Source organism: Streptomyces sp. NRRL WC-3618 (assembly GCF_001280005.1).
Classification (GTDB): domain Bacteria; phylum Actinomycetota; class Actinomycetes; order Streptomycetales; family Streptomycetaceae; genus Streptomyces.
In genome coordinates this window covers 1-26803 of the sequence record NZ_LGDW01000013.1, presented here as the reverse complement: position 1 = coordinate 26803, position 26803 = coordinate 1, and the positions used below count along the sequence as shown (strand labels likewise).

At 70.8% G+C, this 26803-nt stretch carries 23 protein-coding genes; 5 read left to right on the top strand and 18 right to left on the bottom strand.

From position 1 onward, the window contains the following. Positions 1 to 468 precede the first annotated feature (468 nt). Together ADL01_RS02780 and ADL01_RS02775 are read right to left on the bottom strand one after the other, a co-directional pair. On the bottom strand, positions 469 to 678 hold the full coding sequence (locus ADL01_RS02780) for a hypothetical protein (RefSeq protein ID WP_053740242.1): 210 nt from the start codon (positions 676 to 678) through the stop codon (positions 469 to 471). Positions 679 to 918: 240 nt separating this feature from the next. Then, on the bottom strand, positions 919 to 1152 hold the full coding sequence (locus ADL01_RS02775) for a hypothetical protein (RefSeq protein WP_044472070.1): 234 nt from the start codon (positions 1150 to 1152) through the stop codon (positions 919 to 921). 196 nt (positions 1153 to 1348) lie between these two features. On the opposite strand from ADL01_RS02775, the gene ADL01_RS02770 reads away from it, so the two are divergent. Beyond that, positions 1349 to 2758, top strand: coding sequence for a serine/threonine-protein kinase (locus ADL01_RS02770; RefSeq protein ID WP_078960284.1), 1410 nt, complete (start codon positions 1349 to 1351; stop codon positions 2756 to 2758). 492 nt (positions 2759 to 3250) lie between these two features. On the opposite strand, the gene ADL01_RS02765 is transcribed toward ADL01_RS02770, so the two are convergent. The 8 genes from ADL01_RS02765 to ADL01_RS02730 all read right to left on the bottom strand — a co-directional run bounded on the left by ADL01_RS02765 (position 3251) and on the right by ADL01_RS02730 (position 14637). Further along, positions 3251 to 4069 (bottom strand): TrmH family RNA methyltransferase, encoded by an 819-nt coding sequence (locus ADL01_RS02765; RefSeq protein ID WP_053740241.1) that lies wholly within the window; start codon positions 4067 to 4069, stop codon positions 3251 to 3253. Positions 4070 to 4134: 65 nt separating this feature from the next. Beyond that, positions 4135 to 5367, bottom strand: a complete 1233-nt coding sequence (gene cobA, locus ADL01_RS02760) for a uroporphyrinogen-III C-methyltransferase (protein ID WP_053740240.1) — start codon at positions 5365 to 5367, stop codon at positions 4135 to 4137. Positions 5368 to 5644: 277 nt separating this feature from the next. Beyond that, positions 5645 to 9331 (bottom strand): nicotinate-nucleotide--dimethylbenzimidazole phosphoribosyltransferase, encoded by a 3687-nt coding sequence (cobT, locus tag ADL01_RS02755; protein WP_053740239.1) that lies wholly within the window; start codon positions 9329 to 9331, stop codon positions 5645 to 5647. Positions 9332 to 9715: 384 nt separating this feature from the next. Next, entirely contained in the window at positions 9716 to 10951 is a 1236-nt protein-coding gene (gene cbiE, locus ADL01_RS02750) for a precorrin-6y C5,15-methyltransferase (decarboxylating) subunit CbiE (RefSeq protein WP_053740238.1), read from the bottom strand. Positions 10952 to 11070: 119 nt separating this feature from the next. Further along, positions 11071 to 11709 carry a GNAT family N-acetyltransferase gene (locus tag ADL01_RS02745; RefSeq protein WP_053740237.1) on the bottom strand — a complete coding sequence of 213 codons (639 nt, stop codon included), beginning with the start codon at positions 11707 to 11709 and terminating at the stop codon, positions 11071 to 11073. Positions 11710 to 11906: 197 nt separating this feature from the next. Next, positions 11907 to 12737, bottom strand: a complete 831-nt coding sequence (locus ADL01_RS02740) for a MetQ/NlpA family ABC transporter substrate-binding protein (protein ID WP_053740236.1) — start codon at positions 12735 to 12737, stop codon at positions 11907 to 11909. Positions 12738 to 12847: 110 nt separating this feature from the next. Continuing rightward, on the bottom strand, positions 12848 to 13606 hold the full coding sequence (locus ADL01_RS02735) for a methionine ABC transporter permease (protein ID WP_053740235.1): 759 nt from the start codon (positions 13604 to 13606) through the stop codon (positions 12848 to 12850). Continuing rightward, a complete protein-coding gene (locus tag ADL01_RS02730) occupies positions 13603 to 14637 on the bottom strand; it encodes a methionine ABC transporter ATP-binding protein (protein ID WP_053740234.1) in 1035 nt (344 codons plus the stop codon). Before ADL01_RS02730 ends, ADL01_RS02735 begins: the two co-directional genes overlap by 4 nt. 428 nt (positions 14638 to 15065) lie before the next feature. On the opposite strand from ADL01_RS02730, the gene ADL01_RS02725 reads away from it, so the two are divergent. Both ADL01_RS02725 and ADL01_RS02720 read left to right on the top strand, forming a co-directional pair. Next, positions 15066 to 15425, top strand: coding sequence for a hypothetical protein (locus ADL01_RS02725; RefSeq protein WP_053740233.1), 360 nt, complete (start codon positions 15066 to 15068; stop codon positions 15423 to 15425). After that, positions 15406 to 15891 (top strand): hypothetical protein, encoded by a 486-nt coding sequence (locus tag ADL01_RS02720; RefSeq protein ID WP_420719679.1) that lies wholly within the window; start codon positions 15406 to 15408, stop codon positions 15889 to 15891. Before ADL01_RS02725 ends, ADL01_RS02720 begins: the two co-directional genes overlap by 20 nt. Before the next feature lie 63 nt (positions 15892 to 15954). Here the strand turns inward: ADL01_RS02720 and ADL01_RS02715 are convergent, their stop codons facing one another. The 3 genes from ADL01_RS02715 to ADL01_RS02705 form a co-directional block, all read right to left on the bottom strand. Continuing rightward, positions 15955 to 16452, bottom strand: a complete 498-nt coding sequence (locus ADL01_RS02715; RefSeq protein WP_053740232.1) for a GNAT family N-acetyltransferase — start codon at positions 16450 to 16452, stop codon at positions 15955 to 15957. Positions 16453 to 16497: 45 nt separating this feature from the next. Beyond that, a complete protein-coding gene (locus ADL01_RS02710) occupies positions 16498 to 17004 on the bottom strand; it encodes an RNA polymerase sigma factor (protein WP_053740231.1) in 507 nt (168 codons plus the stop codon). Positions 17005 to 17112: 108 nt separating this feature from the next. Further along, positions 17113 to 18309 (bottom strand): glycerophosphodiester phosphodiesterase, encoded by a 1197-nt coding sequence (locus tag ADL01_RS02705; protein WP_053740230.1) that lies wholly within the window; start codon positions 18307 to 18309, stop codon positions 17113 to 17115. 370 nt (positions 18310 to 18679) lie between these two features. Between ADL01_RS02705 and ADL01_RS02700 the strand changes: the two genes are divergently transcribed. Beyond that, positions 18680 to 19351 carry a lysophospholipid acyltransferase family protein gene (locus ADL01_RS02700; RefSeq protein ID WP_053740229.1) on the top strand — a complete coding sequence of 224 codons (672 nt, stop codon included), beginning with the start codon at positions 18680 to 18682 and terminating at the stop codon, positions 19349 to 19351. Between the two features lie 103 nt (positions 19352 to 19454). On the opposite strand, the gene ADL01_RS02695 is transcribed toward ADL01_RS02700, so the two are convergent. The 5 genes from ADL01_RS02695 to ADL01_RS02675 form a co-directional block, all read right to left on the bottom strand. Next, positions 19455 to 20981 carry an MFS transporter gene (locus ADL01_RS02695; RefSeq protein ID WP_053740228.1) on the bottom strand — a complete coding sequence of 509 codons (1527 nt, stop codon included), beginning with the start codon at positions 20979 to 20981 and terminating at the stop codon, positions 19455 to 19457. Further along, entirely contained in the window at positions 20978 to 21529 is a 552-nt protein-coding gene (locus ADL01_RS02690; RefSeq protein ID WP_053740227.1) for a TetR/AcrR family transcriptional regulator, read from the bottom strand. The genes ADL01_RS02695 and ADL01_RS02690 overlap by 4 nt, the downstream gene beginning before the upstream one ends. An 80-nt stretch (positions 21530 to 21609) precedes the next feature. Further along, complete coding sequence (locus tag ADL01_RS02685) at positions 21610 to 22581, bottom strand: aldo/keto reductase (protein ID WP_053740226.1); 972 nt, start codon at positions 22579 to 22581, stop codon at positions 21610 to 21612. Positions 22582 to 22859: 278 nt separating this feature from the next. Beyond that, positions 22860 to 24290, bottom strand: coding sequence for an argininosuccinate lyase (gene argH / locus ADL01_RS02680; RefSeq protein WP_053740225.1), 1431 nt, complete (start codon positions 24288 to 24290; stop codon positions 22860 to 22862). 92 nt (positions 24291 to 24382) lie between these two features. Further along, complete coding sequence (locus tag ADL01_RS02675; protein ID WP_053740224.1) at positions 24383 to 25576, bottom strand: argininosuccinate synthase; 1194 nt, start codon at positions 25574 to 25576, stop codon at positions 24383 to 24385. Positions 25577 to 25783: 207 nt separating this feature from the next. Here ADL01_RS02675 and ADL01_RS02670 point away from each other — a divergent pair. Next, positions 25784 to 26803: hypothetical protein (locus ADL01_RS02670; protein WP_199834738.1), on the top strand; the 1020-nt coding region annotated here is incomplete at its 3' end.

Here is a 26803-nt window from a genome sequence, read left to right as displayed (position 1 = left end):
GTGTCGGCGTGGCGGACGACTGTGCCGTCGGGGCGGTCGGTGAGGGTGGCTGCGCCGCAGAGGCAGGTGGGAGGGCGGGAGTGGGGCCTGGCCTTGGCTCGGGGGGGGAGGTCGGAGAGCACGGGGGTGGGTGTCACGGGGGCTCCCTGGAGCGTGGTGCGGGTCTGGGCGCGAGGGTACGGTGCCGGTTGCTGTGGGGGGTGTTTTCGCCCCCGCCGCCCCTACCCTTCCCGTCCCCCAGGGGCTCCGCCCCTTCGACCCCGCCAGGTGCTGTGCCCCTGGACCCCCTTCGGCCTGGACGGCCTCGTCCTCAAACGCCGGACGGGCTAAGAGAGCTGGGCACGGCAATGCCCGCGCAGCTCCCCAGCTGCGCGGGCATTTTTTGCCGTCCGCCGCACCCCCGTCCCCACGGGGTTTCATGGGTGGATGTCCCCGCCCGGACCGCTCTTCCGGGCCTGGGGTCGCCGCTCAGCGCCCCAGCATCACTCCCACGGACGACGCTTGTGTGACCACTGCTTCCCAGCCGCCGAAGACGACCACGAGCAGGGCTGCCAGGGGGAGGACCATGGCTGTCGCCACCAACGGGTGGCGCTGGCCCTGTCGGCGCGGGCGGAACGCGGCTACGTACGCCTTGCGTCCCTGTGTGCGGAGCGCCGTCCGCGATGCCGTGTGGGCCATTGGTCCCTCTCCTGACCGTTCTTCTGTTGGTTGGCAGCGGCGAGTGTTTGACCTCGGGGGACGAGTGCTACACCCGCCGCTTGACCTCAAATCTAGGCCGCCGACGGGTACCGGTCGTCATGCCCTCGTACCGATTGCCGGGCCTCCCGGAGGATGACCTGTGACCTGCGGAGTACTCCCCTGGGTGGAGACGGAGTCCCAGGTCTCAGGGTCTTCCCGGAAGGGGTGCCCGGAGTGTCCCTACTGTTCCGAGCTGTCCTCCCTCGGCACCGGCTGCTCCACCAGTGCCAGGACACGGTTCGCCATGAAGCGCGCCGTGCGGACGACTGATCCGTTCCTCGTGACTTCGCTCACTTCCACGACACCTCGACGGACCGCCGTCTCCACCCTGCGGCCCGCCCTGCTCGCCACCACCTCGTAGGTACGTGTGGTGTCACCGGCATCCACGACTATCTCCACGCGGTCACCCTTCACGGGTCCAATCCCCCTTCTGTAACGGGTGGTTGGGATCACACACGACGTCAAGCCGCCCTGCTCGCGCGCTCCCTGACCACCTCTCAAGTCTCCCACCCGGCACTGACAATCCGTCGGGACGAGAGGGCGCGGCCTCTGCGCGCACCCGGCCGCGGAAACGTAAGCTGTCGCTCGTCAAACGGACCGGGCAGCGGGGATGAACATGGCGATGATGCGCCTGAGGCGCGAGGACCCGCGTGTCGTCGGCTCGTTCAGGCTTCACAGACGGCTCGGCGCGGGCGGGATGGGCGTTGTCTACCTGGGCTCCGACAAGCGGGGACAGCGCGTCGCGCTGAAGGTGATCCGGCCTGATCTGGCGGAGGATCAGGAGTTCCGTTCCCGTTTCGCGCGCGAGGTCTCGGCGGCCCGGCGGATCAGGGGCGGGTGCACCGCGCGGCTCGTCGCCGCCGACCTGGACGCGGACCGGCCGTGGTTCGCCACGCAGTACGTGCCTGGGCCGTCCCTGCACGACAAGGTGGTCGACGAGGGGTCGCTCAGCGCGGCCGACGTCGCGTCCATCGGTGCCGCCCTCGCCGAGGGGCTGGTCGCGGTCCACGAGGCCGGTGTCGTGCACCGGGATCTGAAGCCGTCCAACATCCTGCTGTCCCCGAAAGGGCCGCGGATCATCGACTTCGGCATCGCGTGGGCCACCGGGGCCTCGACTCTCACCCACGTGGGTACGGCGGTCGGTTCGCCCGGCTTCCTGGCACCCGAGCAGGTGCGCGGCGCGGCGGTCACGCCGGCCACGGACGTGTTCTCCCTCGGCGCGACTCTCGCGTACGCCTCGATGGCCGACTCGCCCTTCGGGCACGGCAGTTCCGAGGTGATGCTGTACCGGGTGGTGCACGAGGAGGCCCATCTGCAGGGCGTTCCGGACGCGCTGGCACCCCTCGTACGGGCGTGTCTGGCGAAGGATCCGGAAGAGCGGCCGAGCACGCTCCAACTGTCGTTGCGGCTCAAGGAGATCGCGGCGCGCGAGGCCCAGGGCATGGCGGACGTACGGCCTCCCGGGCCGCGTGCCGCCGAGGCGGACCGGCCGACGGGGCGCCTCACCGAGAGCTACCCGGACCAGCGGCCTCCCTATCACTCCCAGACCCAGGCCCACTCGCCGTCGCCGTCCCAGGCACAGCGGCGTCCTCAGGGGCCGGCGTCAGGGACGTCCGGGTCGCGCGGTGGTGGCCCTTCCTCGCGTTCCGGGGCGCGGCCGGTTCGCGGCGCGCGGAACACGACCCGTTCCGGAAACCGCCCTGGGCCTCGCAGTGGTACCGGGCGCCCGGGGCCGCGTGGCGCGGGCTCCTGGCGGAAGCCGGCCAATCCGCGGCTGCTGCGGCAGCGGTTGTTCGTGTTCGTGGTGGTGACGCTGCTGGTGGCCCTGGGGATTGCGGCCGCTCAGGGGTGCCAGGGTCCCAGCCGTGGGCTGGGGGACGACAGCGGGCGTGGGGGAAGCGGGCGGGAGCAGCAACAGCGGCAGGAACAGTCGGTGCGGCAGGGGCAGCCGGGGCAGGCGGACGACAAGCCTCTGACGCCCGGGCCGTCCCCTTCTGTGCCGGACACCGACACCGACTGACCGGCTCGCGGCTGGCGGCTGGCGGCGGCTGGCGGACTGACGTTCGGGCGCCTGGCCGAATCGGCTGGGCACAGGGCGGCAGCGTGCCTGGCGGGGGCGGGCGGCAGCAACAGCGGGTGCGGCAGGACTGACCGGTGGCGAGTCCGTCCCTGGCTGTGTCCTTTTGATGCCGAGCCGGACGGGCACGGCCGATGGCGCTCCGAGGGCCCGTCTGTGTTCGCTCTGGGACGGGAGCGGGCCCTGCGGCGGCGGGCGGGAGCGGCGGGTGCGGCCTGAACGCGAGTCCGGTGGCGGCGACAGGTCCCCGACTCTGTCCTTCTGAGCCGGACAGCATGGCCACTGGCGTGCCCGGGCGTGTTTGCTCGGGGACGGGAGCGGGCCCTGCGGCCGCGGGCCGGAGCGACGGTGCCGCCCGGACGCGAGTGCGGTGGTGTCGATGAGCCCCTCGTGGACCGGGCTCGCTGGGTGACGTTCCGGGGAGTCTCGGTGCGGTCAGGGGTGGGGGCGGCCCGTTGCCACCGCGTAGAACGCTACTGCCGCTGCCGCGCCCACGTTGAGGGAGTCGACGCCGTGGGCCATCGGGATGCGGACCCATTCGTCGGCGGCCACCAGGGCCTGGGTGGAGAGGCCGTCGCCCTCCGCGCCGAGCATCAGGGCGACGCGGTCCATCTTGTGCGGGGCGGTCTCGTCGAGGGTCTTGGCCTTCTCGTCGGGGGTGAGGGCCAGGAGCGTGAAGCCCGCCTCGCGGACGGAGTCCAGGCTCTTGGGCCAGGTGTCCAGGCGGGCGTACGGGACGGAGAAGACCGCGCCCATCGAGACCTTGACGCTGCGTCGGTACAGGGGGTCCGCGCAGTCCGGGGAGAGCAGTACCGCGTCCATGCCGAGGGCGGCGGCGCTGCGGAAGATGGCGCCGATGTTGGTGTGGTCGTTGACCGACTCCATCACCACCACCCGGCGCGCGGTCTGCAGGAGTTCGTGCGCCGTCGGGAGCGGTTTGCGCTGCATGGAGGCCAGGGCGCCGCGGTGCACGTGGTAGCCGGTGACGCGTTCGGCGAGCTCCGGGCTCACCGCGTACACCGGGGCCGGGAGTTCGTCGATGACGTCGCGCATCACGTCGACCCACTTCGCGGACAGGAGCATCGAGCGCATCTCGTAACCGGCGTCCTTGGCCCGTCTGATGACCTTCTCGCCCTCGGCGATGAAAAGGCCCTCCGCGGGCTCGCGTTTGCGGCGAAGTTCGACGTCGGTCAGGCCCGTGTAGTCGCGCAGGCGCGGGTCGTCGGGGTCCTCGACGGTGATGAGATCGGCCACAGAGGTGATACTGCCTTGTCCTGGGTGCGGTGCCAACGGCTGGGAACGGATTGTGTTACCCGGGGTTACACCAATGTCTTGGGGCCTACGTTCACGACCGGGCCGATCACGATCACCGCGGGGGGCTTCACGCCCTCCGTACGGACCGTCTCGGCGACCGTGGCGAGCGTCGCGTCCACACGACGCTGGGCCGCTGTCGTGCCCTCCTGGACCAGGGCGACCGGCGTGTCCGGGGACTTGCCGTGCGCGACCAGGGTCTCGGCGATCCGGCCGATCTTGTCGACGCCCATGAGGACGACGAGCGTGCCGGTCAGCTTCGCGAGGGACTGCCAGTCCACGAGGGAGCGTTCGTCGTCGGGGGCGACATGGCCACTGACCACCGTGAACTCATGGGCGACCCCGCGGTGCGTGACCGGGATGCCGGCCGCGCCCGGGACCGAGATCGAGCTGGAGATGCCGGGGACGACCGTGCAGGCGATGCCCGCCTCGGCCAGCGCCTGGACCTCCTCCATGCCCCGGCCGTAGACGTACGGGTCGCCACCCTTCAGCCGTACGACCCGCTTGCCCAGCTTCGCGTGTTCGATCAGCGCGTTGTTGATGGCCTCCTGGGCCATGAAACGGCCGTACGGGATCTTCGCCGCGTCGATCACCTCGACGTGCGGGGGCAGTTCGGCGAGGAGGTCACGCGGGCCGAGCCGGTCCGCGATCACCACGTCCGCCTCCGCGAGCAGGCGGCGGCCCCGGACCGTGATCAGGTCCGGGTCGCCGGGGCCGCCGCCGACCAGGGCGACGCCCGGGGCCCGGGTGCGATGGTGGGGCGCGACGAGTGTGCCGTCGCGCAGGCCCTCGACGACCGCGTCACGGATGGCGGCGGTGTGGCGGGGGTCGCGGCCCCTGGCGTCCGTGGTGAGGACGGCGACCGTGACGCCCTCACTGTGGCCGGTGGCCGGGGTCCAGGCCGTCGCCGCGTCGGCGTCGTCGGAGCGGACGCACCAGACACGGTGCCGTTCGGCTTCGGCGGAAGCGTCGGCGTTGGCCTGCGTGTCGCTGGTCGCGATCAGGGCGTACCAGGCGTCCGCCAGGTCGCCGTCCGCGTAGGGGCGGCGCTCCCAGGTGAGTTCGCCCGAGTACGCCATCGCCTCCACGGAGGGGGTTGCCTCCGGCGAGACGAGGAGGATGTCCGCGCCCGCCGCGATCAGGGCGGGGAGGCGGCGCTGGGCTACCTGGCCGGCGCCCAGGACCACCACTCGGCGGCCGGTGAGGCGGAGGCCTACGGGGTAGGCGGGGTGTTCGGCCATGGGGGTGCGGCTCCCTCGTGCGGGTCGTTCCGATCTGGGGCCTGTGGGTCTGGTGTGGGCCCTGACGTGCGCATTTTACGGTGCGGGTGGGGTGGGGGCTCAGGGTGGGGGTTCCTCTTCCCTAGCCCGCCCCTTCCCGAAGCCGGGGGCTTCGCCCCACGGACCCCCTTGTATGTGCGGGTTCGTTTGCGGCTGTGCCCACCCTCCCCCACTCTCAACTTCGTTCGAGCGGGGGACCCCCATCGCCCTGCGGAACGACTGCCCACAGCCGCCGCCCCTACTTTTCCGTTACGCCTGCCGAGTCGAACGTCGCCACCTCGTGCATCGCCCTCGCCGTGCTCTGGACCAGCGGCAGGGCCAGAAGTGCGCCCGTGCCCTCCCCCAGGCGGAGGTCCAGGTCGACCAGGGGGCGCAGGCCCAGCTTGTTCAGGGCCGCCACGTGACCCGGTTCCGCGCTGCGGTGGCCCGCGATGCACGCGGCCAGGACCTCGGGGGCGATCGCGCGGGCCACCAGGGCGGCGGCGCCGGCGCTGACGCCGTCCAGGATCACCGGCGTACGCAGGGACGCGCCGCCGAGGAGGAGGCCGACCATGGCCGCGTGTTCGAAGCCGCCGATCGCCGCGAGGACGCCGATCGGGTCGGCCGGGTCCGGCTGGTGGAAGTCGATGGCACGGCGGACGACCTCGGTCTTGCGAGCGAGGGTCTCGTCGTTGATGCCGGTGCCCCGGCCCGTGACCTCGGCGGGGTCCGTGTCCGTGAAGACCGAGATCAGGGCCGCCGACGCCGTGGTGTTCGCGATGCCCATCTCGCCCGTGAGCAGGGCCTTGTTGCCGGCCGCCACCAGGTCGCGGGCCGTCTCGATGCCCACCTCGATGGCCGCCCGGGCCTCCTCGCGGGTCATCGCGAGGCCGGTCGTCATGTCGGACGTACCCGCGCGGATCTTGCGGGGCAGCAGGCCAGGAGTGGCGGGCAGGTCCGAGGCGACGCCCACGTCGATGACGCAGACCTCGGCGCCCACCTGGTTCGCGAAGGCGTTGCAGACCGCGCCACCACCGAGGAAGTTGGCGACCATCTGCGCGGTCACCTCCTGCGGCCAGGGGGTGACGCCCTGGGCGTGCACTCCGTGGTCGCCGGCGAAGATCGCGACCGCCGCAGGTTCCGGGATCGGGGGCGGGCACATGCGGGACAGCCCCGACAGCTGAGCGGAGATGATCTCCAGCATGCCGAGCGCGCCCGCCGGCTTCGTCATCCGCTTCTGCCGCTCCCACGCCTCGCCGAGCGCCTTGGCGTCCAGCGGGCGGATGTTGGCGACGGTCTCGCCGAGCAGGTCGTGCGGCTCCTCACCGGGCAGTGCCCGGCGGCCGTACGTCTCCTCGTGCACGACCCACGACAGCGGGCGGCGCTTGGACCAGCCCGCCTGCATCAGCTCGGGCTCCTCCGGGAACTCGTCGACGTAGCCGACGCAGAGGTAGGCCACGACCTCCAGGTGCTCGGGCAGACCCAGCGTCCGGACCATCTCGCGCTCGTCGAAGAAGCTGACCCAGCCGACGCCGAGGCCCTCGGCGCGGGCCGCGAGCCACAGGTTCTCGACCGCGAGCGCCGAGGAGTAGGGGGCCATCTGCGGCTGAGTGTGCCGGCCGAGAGTGTGGCGGCCGCCGCGGGTCGGGTCGGCGGTCACGACGATGTTCACCGGGGTGTCGAGGATGGCCTCGATCTTCAGTTCCTTGAACTGCTTCGCCCGGCCCTTGGGGAGCGACTTGGCGTACGCCTCCCGCTGGCGCGCGGCCAGTTCGTGCATCGTGCCCCGAGTCTCCGCCGAGCGGATCACGACGAAGTCCCAGGGCTGCGAGTGGCCGACGGACGGCGCCGTGTGCGCCGCCTCCAGCACGCGCAGCAGCACGTCGTGCGGGATCGGGTCGCTGCGGAAGCCGTTGCGGATGTCCCGGCGCTCGCGCATGACCTTGAGCACGGCCTCGCGCTCGGCGTCGTCGTAGCCGGGGGCGGCGGGGCCCGTGGACTGACGTACGCCTTCCACCGCGGCCGTGTCGTCCTCGCTGTCCGAGCTCTCCGGTCGCTCTTCCTGCTCTTCCAGCTCTTCGTGCTCTTCCTGGTCGGCTGCCCTGGTGTCCAGGTCCTCCGCCTGCTGTGCCACCTGCACGGCGTCGGGGTCGGCCGCGGGCTCCTCCGCCGGGACCTCCGTCACCGGGTCGGAGGCCGGGACCTCGGTCTCGGCCTCCACCTCCACCGGCGCGGGTTCGTGCTCCGGGGGGAGGACGAGGGCGTGCGGGGGCGCCGGGGCCAGGTGCGGCGCGGTGGGCACGGTGCCGTCCACCGGGATGAAGTCACCCTCCGGTTCGGCCGACTGCGGCTCGGTGAAGGGGGCGGGCTCCTCGGCGGGTGCCGCCAACTGCTCGGCCTCGAGGGCGACGTCGGCAACCGGCTCCGGGGCCGGGGCCTGGATCTCCGACGCGGCCGGCGTGGGCTCCTGGTCGGTCAGGGCGGCCGGTGCCGGTACGGCTTCGGGCTCCGCAGCCGGTACTTCCGCTTCGACGGCGGGCTGCGCCTCGACAGGCGTGTACCCGGCGTCCTCCGGTTCGGGGGCGGGCGCCTCCGTGGGTACGGCTTCGAACTGGGGTTCCGCGAGCGGGGCGGCCTCGGTCACGTGATCGACAGTGTCCGCTAGTTGGGACACCGGATCCACGAAGTGGGCAACCGGGGGCTCCTCCGCTGCGGGTGGAGTCGGGAACTCCCCCACCGGGACGGCCGGGACCTCGGCGGGTGCGCCGGGGTCGACTGCCTGCGGTGCCGTCTCAGGGGCGGCCTGCGGGGGGATCTGCGGGGTCGGCTCCTGGTGGGCCTCGGGGGCGAACTGGGCCTGAGGTGCCTGCGGGATGTCGGGCACGGCTTGCGCTTCCGGCACGGCTTGCAGGTCCGGCGCTTCCGGTACAACCAGCTCTTCCGGTGCGACCGGCGCGGCCAGTACGTGTTCCGCCTCCGCCACGGCGATCGGGGCGTCGTCGGTCTCCTGCGGAGCCTGCGCCACCTCGGGGGTCGCCGGGGTCGCCGGGAAGTCGCCGCCGGCCTCGGGGGCCTCTGCCTCGGGGGTCGCCAACGGGGGCTCCGGAAGAGAGGGAACCTCGTAGGCGTACGCACTCTCCGGTGCGGGGGCGGGCTCGGGCGTCTCGTAGGCCTGCTCCGGCGCCTCGTACACGGCCTCCGGAGTCGCTTCTTCGGCTACCGGTTCAGGCTCCGCCGGTTCCAGGATCTCGGCCGTCTCGGGCACCGGCTCCGGCTCCGGTACTGGCTCCGGTACTGGCTCCGGCTCCGGTACCGGCTCCGGGGTCAGGGCCGGGGTCTCGGCGAGAAGTGGGGCAACCGTTTCCGCAGGGTGCGCCTCCTCGCTCACCAGCAGCGGGGCCGGCGCGGCCTGCATCGCCGTGTGCGCCTGGGCGCCCCAGGGGGCCGCGCTCTGCGGGGCCGGATCGGCGAGCAGAGGGGGCGCGTCGAGGTATTCGGGGACGGGGGCCGGGGCCGGGGTGCCGAACTGGCGTACCGGGGCGGGCGCGCCCGCCGGGCCCCGGTCGGCAAGGGAGCGGACCGGACTCGCGGAGGCGTCGGGGGTCGGCGGGCCGAGGTGCAGTGGGCGGCGGGGCGCGACCGGCGCCGCCGCCTGGGAGGTCTGGGTCGCGAGGCGGACGGCGCTCAGGTCGACCGAGCCGCTGTCGCGGCCACCGGTCTCGTGCGGGCCGGGCTCGTGCACGGCCTCGACGACGGGCGCCGGGGCGGGCGGAGCGACCTCGTTGCCCCACGCGCTCTGGGCGCCCGGGAGCAGCAGCAGGTCTTCGTCCTCGGCGGTGGTCTCGGAGAGGTAGGTGAACGCACCGTGCGTGGGAACGCCCGGCTGTTCCACCATGCCTGCGTTCTCCGGCAGTCCCTCGGCCGGGACCTGGCCGGTGTCGGTCATGCGTACCCCTCGCCCATCGGTTAGTGCTTCTACGACCGGTTCGCCGTAACGGCTCACCGATCGCCCCGTAGTGAGAACGAGCATGCGTGCCCAGCGGCACGAACGACCCGTCCCAGAAAGACGACAAAGCCACTAACTGGCATTGTCGCCATCAACTGGCATTCTTGCGGCCGTTCCGCCGTAGCGGCAGCCCGATCCGCCACGGTCCGCTGTGGACTGCGCCACGTTGCGCACCCCACCGGTTCCGCCGTACCACACTCGCCCCAAAACGGGCGCGTTTTCCGGACATTGGGCTACGAAGTGCCGGGCCACCGAGTGCAGTGCAACGATCTGCCAGCCTACCGCGCGCAGTACGACAACAGGATCACGGGAGGGCAACCGGCATCAGGGCGCGCGGTCGGGCAAGACTCCGCTGAGCAGGAACGCGACGCTCCGCTCCGTCTCCGTCCAGGCCCGGGTGTCGAGTTCGACGGACTGGAGCAGGGCGCACTCGACCCGGTAGCCGTGCTCGGTCAGGTCGCGGCCTATGAGTTCGGCGGCGTCGCGGGTCGCGGCGTGGGTCACGATGCGCTGCGGGCGCCGGTCGGCGACGGCGGAGACCACCGCCGCTCCCCCGCCGCCGACCCGGACGACGTCGGGCTCGGGGAGGTCCTCCAGGATGTGCGGGGCCTCGCCGCGCACGATCTGGAGCTGGACACCGAAGCGGCGGGCGGCGAAGTCGGTGCGGGCGCAGGCCTCCACGTCCCGGTCGACGGCGATGACGGCGGCGCCGCTGCGGGCCGCGTCGGTGGCGAAGGCACCGCTGCCGCAGCCGATGTCCCAGACCAGGTCGCCCACGCGCGGCCCCAGACGGGCGAGTTGGGCCGCCCGCAGCAGTTCGGTCTCGCCGTCACCGGGGGCGGGCGGACCGCCGGCGGTGGAGCTGTGGCCGTACAGCTCGGTGGGCAGGGCCCAGCCGCGCGGGCCCGCAGCCGGGTCGCGGCCGGCCAGCCAGCCGCTGTCGCCGCCCGTGGCGGCCGGGCCGCCGATGACGATGACGACGTTCGGGTCGCGCCAGATGCGGTCCGCGGCCTTGTCGGAGGTGAGGACGGTGATCTGTTCGCGCTCGGTGCCCAACTCCTCGCAGATGACGAAGGTGCGGTGGACTCCGTCGAGGAGCAGGCCGAGTTCGGCGGGACCGGCGCCGGGCGAGGTGAGGACGGCGACCTTGGCGTGGGCGCGGCACACGTTGACCGCGCGGCGCAGGGTGCGGCGGTTGGCGACGACCACCTGGGCGTCGTCCCAGGGCATGCCCGCGCGGGCGAACGCGGTGGCCACCGGGGACACGGCGGGGACGACCTCGACCTCCAGGCCGAACTCGGGGTTGCGCAGGGTGCGTACGACGCCGAAGAAGCCGGGGTCTCCGTCGGCGAGGACGACGGCGGTGCCGCGATGGCCGGCGACGCGGCGGGCGGCGAGGGCGACGCTGCCGAGGCGTACGCGTTCGGCGGCCGGAGGTACTTCGGGGAGTGCGAGGTGGTGGGGCGCGCCGGCCACCAGGGTGGCGGCGCCGAGCGCGGAGCGCGCCGTGGCGGTCAGGGGCGAGCCGTCCCAGCCGATCACCGTGACCCGGTCGGCCATCGTCGTCAGTCTCCAGAGGGTGCTCGCGGGGCGTCGTGGAACTAGGGACATCCCGTACGGAGTCAGCCGTTACGGGGCTCCGTGAGCGTACCTGGTGTGTCGGCCGCGACTGCCGACGGTCAGTTCCAGTCGGAGTACGCGGTGAAACCGGCGGACTCGGCCAGTTCCTCGCCGGCTCCTTCGAGGTCCTCGGGGAGCAGGCTCCACACGATGAAGTCGGTGCGGACGTCGGTCCAGGTGCCGTCCTCGGTGCGGACGTGCGCTATACAGGCACCCCGCAGGACGCCTTCGCTGATACAGCCGATCTTCTGGGCGACCTGCTGGGAGGCGGTGTTGTCGGCGGCCGTGCGCAGTTCGACGCGCTCGAACTTCTGGTCGCCGAGCACCCATTGGCAGGCGGCGAGCGCGGCCTCGGAGGCGTATCCCTCGCCGCGCGCCCAGGGGGCGGTGATGTAGGACAGCTCGGTGGACCGGATGTGCCAGTTCGTGTTGGACAACTGGACGACGCCGACGAGGCGCTGGGTGAGGAACTCGGTGACGGCGAAGTCGAGGCCGCGGCCCTCGGTGCGTTCGGCGGGCGCGTACTCGGTGATCCAGGTGTGGGCCGCGTCCTCGGTGAAGGGCTGGGGGACGTCGGTCCAGGCGGCGACCTGTTCGTCGTTCATCATCTCGGCCAGCGCGGGGATGTCGTCCTCGTCGAGGGGGCGCAGTACCAACCGCTCCGTGCTGATGGAGATGTTGGGAAAGGTGCTCGTCATGCGCCACTCCGTAGCCGTCGAATCCTGCAGACCTACAAACCTACGAACGTGGACGGCCTGCTGAACTGCCCAGCATGCAGCATGCGGCCCCGGAACCGCAGCACGGGGTCCACACCGAGTGAGGGAGCGGACCCCGTACGTGTCGGTACGTACCGAGGTGACAGGTACCGAGTGACGGGTACCGGAGGGCGGCGGGATCAGAACGAGGGGATCACGGAGCCGTCGTACTTGTCCTCGATGAACTTCCTGACCTCTGCGGAGGTGAGCAGCTTGGCCAGCTTCGCGACCCGGGGGTCGTTCTCGGCGCCCTTCTTCACGGCGAGGAAGTTGCCGTAGGGGTTGCCCTTGGGGGACTCAGAGACGAGGGCGTCCTTCGCGGGTGAGAGGTCGGCTTCGAGGGCGTAGTTGCCGTTGATCACCGCGGCGTCGACGTCGTCCAGGGAGCGCGGTGTCTGGGCCGCCTCCAGCTCCTTGAACTCGAGGTTCTTGGGGTTCTTGGTGATGTCGGCGGGGGTCGCCTCGTTGCCCACGCCGTCCTTGAGCGTGATGATCCCGTTCGCGGCGAGCAGTTTCAGGGCGCGCGCCTCGTTCACACTGTCGTTCGGGACGGCGATGGTTGCGCCGCTCTTCAGGGCGTCCGCGCTCTTGACCTTGTGGGAGTAGAGGCCGAGCGGTTCCAGGTGCACGGTGACGACGGGCACGATGTGGGTGCCGTTCTTCTTGTTGAAGTCGTCGAGGTAGGGCTGGTTCTGGAAGTAGTTGGCGCCCACCGAGCCGTCTTCGGTCGCCGTGTTCGGTGTCACGTAGTCGGTGAACTCCCTGACCTCCAGGTCGAGGCCCGCCTTCTTCGCCAGGTTGTCCTTCACATAGGTGAGGATCTCCGCGTGCGGGGTGGGGCTCGCGGCGACGATCAGGGGGCCGCTGGTGTCGGAGGAGGCGGATCCCTTTTCGGAACCGCAGGCCGTCAGGCCCAGGGTGAGGGCTCCGGTGGCGAGGACGGCGGTGGTGAACTTTATGGTGTTACGCACGAAAAGTGCCTTCCATGTGGGTGTGACTGTCCCCGCGATCGGTGGTGCGGGGAAATCTGCGGGTGGGTGGGGAGAGGTGAAGGGGTCGTTCGACGGGTTCGGGGCAGCCGTCAGGCGGCCTTGGTGACGTCCGCGGTGGCGGGTTCGTCCGTCCCGGCCGGCTTGGGCCTCGGCTTCAGCCGCCGGAGGCCGGGCGCCGCTCCGGAACCGCCCCCGCGCCTGTGCAGCGTGCGGGCCGCGTGGTCGCCGGCGAGCTGGATGACCGAGATGACGACCGCGAGGACGGCCACGGTGATCCACATCAGGCCGGTCTCGAAGCGCTGGTAGCCGTAGCGGATGGCGATGTCGCCGAGGCCACCCGCACCGACCGTGCCGGCCATCGCGGAGTAGCCGATGAGGGCGACGACGGTTGTGGTGGCCGATGAGATCAGCGACGGCAGGGACTCCGGGACGAGGACCCGGCGGACGACCGTCCAGGTGTTGCCGCCCATGGCCTGTACGGCCTCGACGAGTCCGTGGTCCACTTCGCGGACAGCTGTCTCGACGAGGCGGGCGAAGAACGGGATCGCGCCGATGGCGAGCGGCACGATGGCGGCCTCCCGGCCGATCGTCGTGCCGGTGACGGTCCGGGTGAAGCCCATCAGCGCGACCATCAGGATGATGAACGGCATCGAGCGGGCGACGTTCACGACCTGGCCGATGACCTTGTTGGCGACGACGTTGCGCAGGAGTCCGCCGCGGTCGGTCAGGACCAGCAGGATGCCGAGCGGAAGCCCGCCGACGACGGCGATCAGCGTGGACCAGCCGACCATGTAGAGGGTGTCCCAACACGCCTGCTCCAGCAGGGGCCGCATCTCGGTCCAGGTCACTTGGCACCGCCCGTCAGCAGCAGCGGCTCCTGGCCCAGTACGTCCAGTTGCAGGCCCTGTTCGCGCAGGAAGCCGATGGGCACGACGTTCTCCTCGTACCCGCCCGGGAGTTCGATGCGCATCCGGCCGACCTGTCTGCCCGCCACGGTGTCCATCGCGGCGCCGAGGATCGAGATGTCGATGTTGTACGTGCGGGAGAGCTGCGAGATGACGGGCCTGGCGGCCGCGTCACCGTTGAAGGTGACGTCGATGACCGTGCGGTCGTCCCCGGAGGCGTCGCCGCTGACCGGGAAGAGCGCGGCGGCCAGTTCGGAGCCGGGGGTGGCGAGCAGTTCGCTGACGGTGCCGGACTCGACGATCCGCCCGTTCTCCATGAGAGCGGCCGAGTCGCAGATGGACTTGACGACGTCCATCTCGTGGGTGATGAGCAGCACGGTGAGCCCCAGCTGCCGGTTCAGGTCGCGCAGCAACTGGAGGACGGAACGCGTGGTCTCCGGGTCGAGGGCGCTGGTGGCCTCGTCGGAGAGCAGCACCTTGGGGTCGCCGGCGAGGGCGCGGGCGATGCCGACGCGCTGCTTCTGGCCGCCGGACAGCTGGGCCGGGTAGGCCTTGGCCTGGCCGGAGAGGCCGACGAGGTCGAGCAACTCCAGCGCCTTGCGGGACCGTTCCCGGCCCGGCGTACCGAGGATTTCGAGCGGCAGCTCGACGTTGTCCTGGACGGTCCGGGTGGAGAGCAGGTTGAAGTGCTGGAAGACCATGCCGATACGGCTGCGCGCGCGGCGCAGTTCCCGGCTCGCCCTGGATCCGCGCCCGGCCAGGGCGGTGAGGTCCTGGCCGGCGACGGTGACCGTCCCGGCGGTGGGGCGTTCCAGGAGGTTGACGCAGCGGATGAGCGAGGACTTGCCGGCGCCGGACTGGCCGATGACGCCGTACACCTCGCCTTCGCGGACGTGCAGGTCGACGCCGTCGAGGGCGGTGACTTCACGACCGCGGGAGCGGTAGACCTTCGTGAGGCCGGACGTGGTGATCACAGGGGTTCCGTCACTGTCGAGTGCGCGGGCATGGGTGTGCCCGGACACGGAAGGGGGATGTGCGCGGCTCGGGTCGGTCACGTACGCGCGGGCCTGGGTATGAGTCGCAGGAGTCATACGGCTGCGGGCACGGACATGCCACGGGGGCTCGCTTCGGGGCGCGAGACTCAGGGGGTGGTGCGGGGGCCCTCTAGAAGGCGCACATTCGACACAGACAACGAGCACCGGGCGTCAGGGTCGCCTCGGTCGCAAGGATGCGGCTGCTCGAAGTGGTCATGCGATCAGTAAAGCAGACGTATGGACACGGCCAAGAATGCGCGTCTCACGACTGTCCACATTCTGGACAGGCGCTCTGACGGGCCCTTCCGGTGGCGCGGCCCCACGGGGCCGACCGCACCAGGCCTTTTGGCCCGTAATAGGGTCACGGCATGCTCGATGCCCTGACGGTCGCGACCGCCGTCGCCGCTCTCGCGCTCGCCGCCTGGTGCGGCTGGGCCGCCTCTCGCGATCAGCCCACCAAGGACTGGCACTTCATCGGCATGGGCGTGGTCACCCTGCTCACCGTGGTCCAGCTGGTCGTCGGCATCGTCCAGCTCGTCCGGGGCGAGAAGCCGGAGCAGGGTACGACGATCTTCGTGGCGTATCTGCTGGGCGCGCTGGCGTGTGTGCCGGTGACGGGGTTCATGTCGCTCGCGGAGCGCACCCGCTGGGGCTCGGTGACGGTCGCCGCCGGCGGTGTGGTGCTGGCCGTGCTGGAGGTGCGGCTCTATGACATCTGGGGAGGGTGAGATGGCGACCACGGAGGAGCCCATGACGGAACCCACGGAGGGCGGACCCGTGCGCAAGCGGCTCATCAGCGGGCCGGGAATTCTGCTGGTCTGGCTGTACGGCGTGATGGTCGTCGGGGCGGTGTCGCGGTCCGCCGTGCAGATCTCGACCGAGTTCGGGCACGCCCCGCTGGCCTACTCGCTGTCCGCTGTCGCCGGTGTGGTGTACGGATTCATCACGTACTCGCTGGTGCGGGGCGGGGAGACGGCGCGGCGCGCCGCGCTGGCCTGTTGCGCCGGGGAGCTTGTCGGGGTGCTGGTGGTGGGGACGTGGACCCTGGTCGAGCCGTCCGTGTTTCCCGACTCGACCGTGTGGTCGGACTACGGGATGGGGTACTTGTTCATTCCGGTGCTGCTGCCGGTCTCCGCGATGTACTGGTTGCGGAAGGCCCGGGCGCCTCAGGGCGACAGGGCCCAGACCGGCTGAGGTTGTGCGCGACCGCGGCCCGTGGGGGCTCGTCGCGCAGTTCCCCGCGTCCCTGAGAACCCGTCAGGCCGTTGCCGCGTAGGTGCCGGCCTGCTTCTCCAGGACGATCATCGGTACGCCGTCGGTGCCCTTGTCGGTGCCCACCGTCTGGTAGCCGACCCGGCGGTACAGGCGCAGGCCCGCGTCACTGCGGTGGCCCGCGATGAGGCGGAACCTCTTGGCGCCGCGCTCCTCCGCGAGCGCCGACTCGGCCGCGCTCAGGAGTCTGGCGCCGATGCCGTGGCCCTGGAGGCGGGGGTGGACGCACAGCTTGCCGATGGACGCCGTGCCGTCGGGGTTCGTGGTGCCGCGCACCGAGCCGACCACTTCCTCCCCCAGCCGCGCCACGTAGACGCAGTCCGTGCCGACTTCCTCCCGCACGGAGTCCAGGCTCTGGACGAGCGGATCGATCCGGTAGTTGCCGTACAGAGCGGCCTCGCTCTGGAAGCACAGGTACTGCAGCCGGAAGATCTGTTCGATGTCTCGTTCCGTCGCCACGGAGATGGTCACGCTCATGCCCATGTGTGCACGCCTCCCGCTCACCTGCTCAGTCGTATGTCCACACTCCTATCCCCGTGCTTCGCGCACCGCAACCTCCGGCGTCAGCAATCGACGGAGACATCCCAGGCATCTGGAACGTTCCGGACCAATACTCCCCTGTGAGATACCCAACTCCCCCGCGATTTCCCGGTATGTGAGGTCCTTGGGCGACAGCAGGGCCTCCAGCAGGCTCGGGCAGCGACCGGGCAGCCGGCGCACCGCGTCGCGCAGGGCGCGGTGCCGGGCGGCGGTGAGGGCGAGTTGCTCCGGGCCCGGACCGTCGTCGGCTGCGGGCTGGTCGCCGTACGGCCGTTCGATGCGAGCGGTACGACGGTTGCGGCGGGCCTCGGAGCGGACGGCCCGGCGGAGCCAGTTGTGCGGGTCGGCCGGCGGGCCGTCGGAGTCGAGGCGTTCCAGGAGGCGGAGCCAGACGGCCTGTTCCAGGTCGCTCGGCTCGGCGCCGTAGGCATATGCCTCCGCCGAGGCCTCGGCGGCGAGCAGGGGGCTGAGGGCGGAAACCATGTCGTGGGTCATATGCGGCACGACGCGGCCGCCCCGGCGGGAGGTTGCCGGAGCGGCCGGTTGTCACCCCAACCGGGGCAGGCCGTTCAGCCGTTGACGGGGCCTGTCGGGCCTGTCGTCTCAGTCGTTCAGGAAGTCCGCGCGGGCCAGCACACCCGTGTCCGCGTTGTCCGTGAAGACGCCATCGATGCCCGTCGCGAAGTACGTCCGGTACGCGCCGAAGACGTCACCGTAGGCGTCCGCGTCCGTGCCCTTGCGGAAGTTCGCCGGCAGGAACGGGTTCTCGTTGCGCATGGTGTACGGGTGCAGGATCAGGCCCGCCTCGTGCGCGTCCGCGACCAGGGTGGTGGGTGAGGTGAGCGCTCCCGTGGAGTCCTTCGGGATGACCAGGTCGAGGGTGGGGCCGATGCCCTGCGCGTACGAGGCGATCTCCTTGAGCCCGGCCGGCTTGACCAGGTCGGCGACCGTGCGCGGGTCGCCGGTCGTCACGAAATCCCAGGGCTGGGTGTTCGCGCCCGACAGGAGGACGACGAGCGGGTTGCCCACCAGCCGGTTCAGGCGCTGGATGCTGGTCGGCTCGAAGGACTGGAGGATGACCGGCGAGTTCTTCTTGTCCTTGCCGTGCTCCTTCAGGAGCTTCGCGACCCGCTCCTCCAGGCCCAGGCCGAGCGCCCGGAAGTAGGTGGGGTGCTTGGTCTCGGGGTAGATCCAGACCTGCTTGCCCCGCTTGCGCGTCTGCTCGTCCTGCCAGCACAGGACCTCTTCAAAGGTGGGGATCTCCCAGCGGCCGTTGTAGAGGGTGTTGTGCGGGCGGTTGGCCGGAATACGCTCGACCGCGCGCAGCCTCTTCAGCTCGGCGAGCGTGAAGTCCTCGGTGAACCAGCCGGTCACGGAGACGCCGTCCAGGACCTTGGTGGTCTTGCGGCTCGCGAACTCGGGGGGGTCGGCGACGTCCGTCGTCCCGCCGATCTCGGGCTCGTGGCGGCAGACGAGGTGGCCGTCCCTGGTCGGCACCAGGTCACCGGCCTCGACGATGTCCGCGCCCAGGTCGAGGGCCAGTTGGTACGAGCCGAAGGTGTGCTCCGGGCGGTAGCCGCTGGCACCCCGGTGGCCGATGATCGTCGGTACGGGCAGGCTCTTCAAACCGCCGCCTCCATGCTTCGCGTTCCGTCCCGCGTCCTGGGCGTCGGCTCGCGCCACGCCGGGCAGCCCGAGGACCGCGCCGCCCGCACCCAGCATCGCGGCTCCGAGCAGCGTCCGCCGCCCCGTCGCCGTCGACTCCCCCTGCGCATGCCCGTTCGACTCCAACGTGCCCATGAACGCCCCTCCGCCTCACCGTGATCCGTCCAAACGGACCGATCGTAGGTGCGTGTACATGGCGACAGGGAGGCCTCGGACGGAACACACGGGTGACGCCGGATGTCGGCATCGATGCGGGCGCGGCGGGTAGACGGTCAGCGAGTCCCGGACGACCGGCCGAACGGTCAGTGATTCCCGGACGACTCGCGCGACATGCGTCACATTCGTGGCGGTCCGTCACATGCCCGCAACGCCGTGCCACCGCAGGTAAACGCGGGTCAACAGTGCGTAAGTAGTGGGTGAACCCGATGTGCACCACCCCCCGAGGCGCGAGTATCGTCCTCACCTGCACAGACTTATACCGAATCCCTTTACACCGGAGGGCCTGTTGTCCCGCTTCGCGCTCATCAAGGCAGTGCTCGGACCGACCATGCGCCTGATGTTCCGCACGCGAGTGGAAGGCGTTGAGCACATCCCTGGCCACGGTCCGGTGATCCTCGCCGGCAACCACCTCACCTTCATCGACTCGATGATCCTGCCGCTGGTCTGCGACCGGCAGGTCGTGTTCATCGGCAAGGACGAGTACGTCACGGGCAAGGGTTTCAAGGGCCGCCTCATGGCCTGGTTCTTCACCGGCGTCGGCATGATCCCGGTCGACCGGGACGGGGCCAACGGTGGTGTCGCCGCGCTGATGACGGGTCGTCGGGTGCTGGAAGAGGGCCGCATGTTCGGGATCTACCCCGAGGGCACGCGGTCCCCCGACGGGCGCCTCTACCGGGGGCGTACCGGTATCGCCCGGCTGACTCTGATGACGGGGGCGCCGGTCGTGCCGTTCGCGATGATCGGCACGGACAAGTTGCAGCCGGGCGGCGCGGGGATGCCGCGGCCGGGGCGGGTCACGGTGCGGTTCGGTGAGGCGATGGAGTTCTCCCGGTACGAGGGGATGGATCGGGACCGGTATGTGCTGCGGGCCGTGACCGACTCGGTGATGACCGAGGTCATGCGGCTGTCCGGGCAGGAGTACGTGGACATGTACGCCACCAAGGCCAAGGCTGCGTAGACGTACCTGGGTTTGTTCGTTGACTGCGGGTGCTTCGCGGCTTGTCGCGCACACGCGGCGGAGCCGCGGACAGATACAGCCCCGCGCCCCTTCGGGGGCGCCCTCACTGCCCGGCGCTCTCGAGGCGTCGTCCCTTCAGCAGGACCCAGGACGCGGCCGCCGCTGCCAGGAGCACCACCGCGCCCGCGCCCGCTGCCAGGGCGATGCCGTCGGTGAAGGCCTCGCGGGCCGCCGTCAGAAGCGCTTCGCCAGTGTGCGTCGGCAGGCCCGCCGCCGTTTCCACCGCGCCGCCGAGTGATTCGTGGGCCTCGGCCGGGGTGCCTGACGGGGCGTCGAAGTTTCGGTAGGCGCCTGTGACGATCGAGCCGAGCAGGGCGATGCCTAGGGCGGCGCCCAGTTCGTAGGCCGTCTCCGACACCGCGGCCGCCGCGCCCGCCTGTTCCTTGGGGACGCCGCCCAGGATGACGTCGGAGGTCACCGTGAACGAGAGGCCCGCCCCCACGCCCACAAGCAGCAGCGCCGTGCCGAGCATCGGATAGCCGGTGGACTGGTCCAGCAGAGTGAGCGCGCCCAGGGCCAGGCCGATGGCCGCGAGGCCGCCGGAGACCACGGCCCGTACCGAGTAGCGCCGGGCCACCGCACCCGCGAGCAGCCCGGCCACCACCGCACCGATCGCTGCGGGGAGTTCGGCGAGGCCCGCCTCCAACGGGCCCCGGCCCTGCACCAGTTGCAGATACTGCGAGAGGAAGAAGACCAGTCCGGACAGTCCGAGGACGGTCAGCAGGTCGGCGAGCACCGCCCCGCTGAACCCCCGGTCGCGGAACAGCCGCATGTCCAGGAGGGGGACGGGGAGGACGAGTTGGCGGCGCACGAAGCCGTACAGAGCTCCGGCACCCAGGGCCGCCGCGCCGAGCGCCGACCAGGAGAAACCGTGTGACGCCGCTTCCTTGACGCCGTACACGATGCCGACCATGCCGACGAGCGACAGTACGACGCTCCACAGATCCCACGGACCCGGCGCCGGGTTGCGTGACTCGGGGAGCAGCCTGATGCCGACGAGGACAAGGACCGCCATCACGGGCAGGTTGATCAGGAAGACCGAGCCCCACCAGAAGTGTTCGAGCAGGAAACCTCCGACGACAGGGCCGACCGCGGTGCCCGCGGAGGCGGTCGCGCCCCAGATGCCGATGGCGAGGCTTCGTTCGCGCGGGTCGTGGAAGAGGTTGCGGATCAGGGCGAGCGTGGCCGGCATCAGGGTCGCGCCCGCGACACCGAGGAGGGCACGCGCCAGGATCAGCAACTCCGGTGTCGTCGCGTAGGCGTTGAGCACGGACACCGCGCCGAACGCCGTCGAGCCGATGAGCAGCAGCCGCTTGCGGCCGATGCGGTCACCGAGGCTGCCCATGGAGACGAGCAGGCCCGCGATGACGAACGAGTAGACGTCGCCTATCCACAGCAACTGGGTGCCGGACGGCTTCAGGTCCTCGCTGATGTAGGGGGTCGCGAGACCGAGAACGGTCGCGTCGACGGCCACCAGCAGCACGGCCAGCACGAGGACGGACAGCGCGAGCCAGCGGCCCGGACGCCTCCCTTCCTCCGTCGCGTGGGCCGGCTGCAGGGTGCTGGTCATGATTCCTCTCTCCGTAGTGCGCCGCCGAGCAACAGTTCGACGATCATGTGCTGGAAGTCCTTGGGGGCGACCCGACCCTCGCTCACGGCCCAGGCGCCGGAGGCCATGAGCCCGTAGAGCGCCTCGGTGAGCCAGGCCGGGGTGAGGTCGATGCGGAACTCGCCGCTCTGCTGGCCACGCCGGAACAGGGCGGCGATCCCGGCGTCGATCCGGGCCCAGCCCTCGTTCTGCCCTTCGCCCTCGAAAAGCTGGTTCTCCGAGTAGAGGAACGCGAGGAGTCCGGCGGCGGGTTCGAGCTCCCGCACCAGACGGCGCACAGCCTCCTGAGCGGTGCCGTCGACGAGTCGCGCGGCCGCCAGAGCCGCCTCGCACTCCTCGATACCGAGTCCTTCGAGGGCCCGTACGAGCGCGTCCCGCCCGGCGAAGTGGCGGTGCAGCGTGGCCCGGCTGATTCCGGCCGCCTTGGCGACCTCGTCCATGGTGGACGTGGATTTCCGGGTGAGCAGGGCGGCTGCGCTGCGCAGCACGTGTTCACGGTCGACGGCCATGAGACAACGGTAACCTACATGAGACACCGATGTCTCATCACGGGCGTGAACGTCTCACTTTCGTTCGCCTCGCGTGCGTCTCAGTGCCAGGGCAGCTGCCCGCGTCGCTCCCAGTAGGCGCCCGGCTCCTCCGCCAGCGCGGCCAGGCGCGACAGCTGGTTCTCGTCGAGGTCGACGACCGCCGCGTGCAGGTTCGAGGCGAGCTGGCCTGCCGTGGCCGCGCCGGACAGTACGACCCCCGCCCACGGCTGCCGCAGCACCAGCGCGAGGGCGACGGCGTCCGCGCCGAGCCCCGTCTCCTCGGCGATCGCCCGTACGGCGTCCGGCGCCTGCCCGGCGGCGAGGCGGCCGTTGGCCATGCCCTCCTTGACGATCACCGTCAGTCCGGCGTCATGGGCCTCGGCCAGCGCGGGTCCGACGGAGGTCTCCAGGACGTTGTACGTCGACTGGACGGTACGGAAGAGGGGCTCGCCGTCGACCGTGACGGCGAGGGCGGCGCGGACGGTGTCGGCCTGGGCGGGGCCGCTGGTGGAGAAGCCGATGGTCAGGCCCTGGGCGGCGGCCTCGGCGAGGCGTGCGTGGAGTTCCTTGTCCGACAGGGCGGGGCTGTCGGGGGTCAGCGAGTGGATCTGGTAGAGGTCCAGGCGGGCGCCGAGCAGTTGATCGGTTTCGGCGCGCTGACGCTCGTACGTCTGGAGGCTGTGGTCCTTGACCTCGTGCCGCTCGGCGTCGGTGGTCCAGTCCGCGGTGTAGGTGTAGCCCCACTTGCTGCCGATCACGACGTCGTCGATGTCGGGGTGCGTCTTCAGCCAGTCGGCGAGGAATTCCTCGGAGCGGCCGTACGAGCGGGCGACGTCGAAGTAGCGGACACCCTGGGCGTAGGCGGCGTCGAGGAGCTCATGGGTGCGGGTGCGGAGGGCGTCGACGCTGCGGTTGTCTCCGAGGTCGGTGTCCCGGCCGAGGTTGATGTAGCCGGGGCGGGCGACTGCGGCGAGGCCCAGTCCGAGGTGGCAGGTGGGGGTGGTCGCTGTGGCCAGTCGGGTGAAGGGCATCGCGGTTCCGTTCGGTCGGGTCCGGTACGGCTTCCGACCAACGTAACCCGGGATGACCTTTGTGGGGTTTGCTGCGGCGGGGCGCCGGAGGGTTTTTCGCCCCCGCCGCCCCTGCCTTCCCGTCCTTCAGGGGCTGTGCCCCTTCGACCCCCTTGCGCCTCCGAACTCGGTTCCTGAGGTGCTTTTGGCGGGTGCGGGTTCAGTGTGGCTTGTCGCGCAGTTCCCCGCGCCCCTGGAAGAGCCTGCGGCCCTTCCAGGGGGCAGATGATGCTCGGTTTCTACTTCTTCTTGGCTGTTGCCCAATTGTGCTGGGCTGCCACGTTCTGTTTCAGCTCTGCCAGTTGGGTCGCCACCGCGCTTGGGGCTGTGCCGCCGCGGCCGTTTCGGGAGGCCAGGGCGCCGGGGACGTTCAGGACTGTGCGGACCTCGGGGGTGAGGTGGGCGCTGATCTTCGCGAACTGGTCGTCGGTGAGGCCGTCCAGTTCGATGCCGTCGGCCTCGGCGGCCTTCACGCACTCGCCGGCGACCTCGTGGGCGACGCGGAACGGGACGCCCTGCTTGACCAGCCACTCGGCGACGTCCGTGGCGAGGGAGAAGCCGGCCGGGGCCAGTTCCTCCATGCGGTCGCGGTGGACGGTGAGCGTGGCCATCATGCCGGTGAACGCGGGGAGGAGGACCTCCAGTTGGTCGCAGGAGTCGAAGACCGGCTCCTTGTCCTCCTGGAGGTCGCGGTTGTAGGCGAGGGGAAGCGCCTTGAGGGTGGCCAGGAGGCCCGTCAGGTTGCCGATCAGGCGGCCGCTCTTGCCGCGCGCCAGCTCGGCGATGTCCGGGTTCTTCTTCTGCGGCATGATCGACGAGCCGGTGGAGAAGGCGTCGTGCAGGGTGACGAAGGAGAACTCCTTCGTGTTCCAGATGATGATCTCCTCGGCGATGCGGGAGAGGTTGATCCCGATCATCGCCGTGATGAAGGCGAACTCGGCGACGAAGTCCCGCGAGGCCGTACCGTCGATCGAGTTGCCCACGCTGCCGTGCTCGAAGCCGAGGTCCTTGGCGACCGACTCCGGGTCCAGGCCTAGTGACGAACCGGCCAGCGCGCCCGAGCCGTACGGGGAGACCGCGGTGCGCTCGTCCCACTGGCGCAGGCGCTCCGCGTCCCGGGACAGCGGCTGGACGTGGGCCAGGACGTGGTGGGCGAAGAGGACCGGCTGGGCGTGCTGGAGGTGCGTGCGGCCGGGCATCGCCACGTCCGGGTGAGCCTCCGCGAGGCCGATCAGCGCGTCCTGGAGGTCGGCGATCAGGCCGGCGATCGTACGGGCGTGGTCCCTCAGGTACATCCGGAAGAGGGTCGCGACCTGGTCGTTGCGGGAGCGGCCGGCGCGGAGCTTGCCGCCGAGGTCGGGGCCGAGGATCGCCAGCAGGCCGCGTTCCAGGGCCGTGTGGATGTCCTCGTCGGCGATCGTGGGGACGAGGGTGCCGTCGGCGACGTCCGCCTCGAGCTGGTCGAGGCCGACCAGCATGCGCGTCAGCTCGTCCTCGGTGAGCAGGCCCGCCTTGTGCAGCACGCGCGCGTGGGCACGCGATCCGGCGATGTCGTAGGGCGCGAGCCGCCAGTCGAAGTGGACGGACGCGGACAGCTTGGCCAGGGCCTCGGCGGGACCGTCGGCGAAACGGCCGCCCCAGAGCCGTACGTCACCGCTGTTGCTGCTCACTTGCGTTGCTCCTCGAAGACAGGGGGGTGGATGTGCGACCGCCTCCCCACCCGTAAGGAAAGGAGGGGAGGCGGTGGCGACAACGGTATCGGTTATGCCTGGTCGCGCTTGGCCGCGATCTTCGACGACAGGCTGTAGATGTCGATGAAGCCCTTGGCCGCGGCCTGGTCGAAGGTGTCGCCCGTGTCGTACGTGGCGAGGTTGAAGTCGTAGAGGGACGTGTCCGAGCGACGGCCCGTGACCACCGCGCGACCGCCGTGCAGGGTCATCCGGACATCGCCGTTGACGTGCTGGTTGGCCTCGTTGATGAAGCCGTCCAGGGCGCGCTTGAGCGGGGAGAACCACTGGCCGTCGTAGACCAGCTCGCCCCAGCGCTGCTCGACCTGGCGCTTGTAGCGGGCGAGCTCGCGCTCGACCGTGACGTTCTCCAGCTCCTGGTGGGCCGTGATCAGGGCGATCGCGCCCGGAGCCTCGTACACCTCGCGGGACTTGATGCCGACGAGGCGGTCCTCGACCATGTCGATCCGGCCGATGCCCTGGGCGCCGGCGCGCTCGTTGAGCTGCTGGATCGCCTGGAGGACGGTGACGGGCTTGCCGTCGATGGCGACCGGGACGCCCTCCTTGAAGGAGACGACGACCTCGTCCGCCTCGCGCGGGGTGGCGGGGTTCGAGGTGTACTCGTAGATGTCCTCGATCGGGGCGTTCCAGATGTCCTCCAGGAAGCCCGTCTCGACCGCGCGCCCGAAGACGTTCTGGTCGATGGAGTACGGGGACTTCTTGGTGGTGGCGATCGGGAGCTGCTTCTCCTCGCAGAAGGCGATCGCCTTGTCGCGGGTCATCGCGTAGTCGCGGACCGGGGCGATGCACTTGAGGTCGGGGGCGAGGGCGACGATGCCGGCCTCGAACCGCACCTGGTCGTTGCCCTTGCCGGTGCAGCCGTGGGCGACCGTGGTCGCGCCGTGCTTCTGGGCGGCGGCGACGAGGTGCTTGACGATCGTCGGCCGGGAGAGGGCGGAGACCAGCGGGTAGCGGTCCATGTAGAGGGCGTTGGCCTTGATCGCCGGGAGGCAGTACTCCTCGGCGAACTCGTCCTTGGCGTCCGCGACCTCGGCCTCGACGGCGCCGCAGGCGAGCGCGCGCTTACGGATGACGTCCAGGTCCTCGCCGCCCTGGCCGACGTCGACCGCGACCGCGATGACCTCGGCGCCCGTCTCCTCGGCGATCCAGCCGATGGCGACGGAGGTGTCCAGTCCGCCTGAGTAGGCGAGTACGACGCGCTCGGTCACGGGTTTTCTCCTCACAGTGCATTCGCTGACATGCATGAGTATGCAGGAGTCTGCATGGTTCGTCAATCTCAGGAAATTCCTACGGATCTTTGACGAGCCTTTGAACACCGGAAACCGCTTGCCCGTACTTCACGCCGACGCAGGCGCCGCGTCCGTAAAGCGAGTGGAACCACGCACACCCACCCCTGACCCGAGTGAGGCATCCGCATGTCCAGGGCTCTTCCGAAGTACAACAAGCGTCGTGTGGGCATCATCGGCGGCGCCGCCGCAGTGGCTCTGTCCGGTGCGATCATCGCCGGCTCCGCCCTTGCCGGGGAAACGTCCAAGAACAACACCTCCGCACAGGCGCTCACCAAGGCCGCCGCCGCGACGGTGAACTGCCCGGCGGTCGCGAACAAGCTGCCCGCGATCCCCGCGTCCGCGAAGGCCGAGGTCGACCGCAACCTCGCCCTGCTGAACACCCAGATCGCCGAGGCCAACAAGCGCATCGTCGACACGCAGGGCCAGGGTGGCGCGAACTTCGTCCAGAACGCGATCCTCGGCCCGCTCAAGGACAAGCGCGTCTCGACCATCAACCGCATCGCCACCGCCATCGGCCGCACCGCCGCCAAGCCGGTCGGCCTCGACGCGCTGGCCGCCTGCGGGCTCAACGGTGGCGCCGCTGCCGCCCAGCAGCCCCAGCAGGGTGGCAACAACGTCGACGCCGGGAAGGCCGGGAACAACGGCAACGCCGGAAACGCGATCGCCGAGGCCAACAAGCGCCTCGTCGACACCGTCGGCCAGGGTGGCGCCAACTTCGTCCAGAACGCGATCGTCGGCCCGCTCAAGGACAAGCGCGTGGCCACCATCAACCGCATCGCCACCGCCATCGGCCGCACCGCCGCCAAGCCGGTCGGCCTCGACGCGCTGGCCGCCTGCAGCGTCAACGGCGCCGCCGCTGCCGCGCCGCAGGCCCAGCAGGGTGGCAACAACGGCAACGCGGCGAACACGGGCAACGCCGGTAACGCCGCCAATGCCGGCAACGCCGGTGGCAACAACGGCGTCGGCACCATCAGCTGCCCGGACGTGGCCTCGCAGCTGCCCGCGATCCCCGCCTCCGCACAGGCCGAGGTCGACCGCAACCTCGCCCTGCTGAACACGCAGATCGCCGAGGCCAACAAGCGCCTCGTCGACACCGTCGGCCAGGGTGGCGCCAACTTCGTCCAGAACGCGATCGTCGGCCCGCTC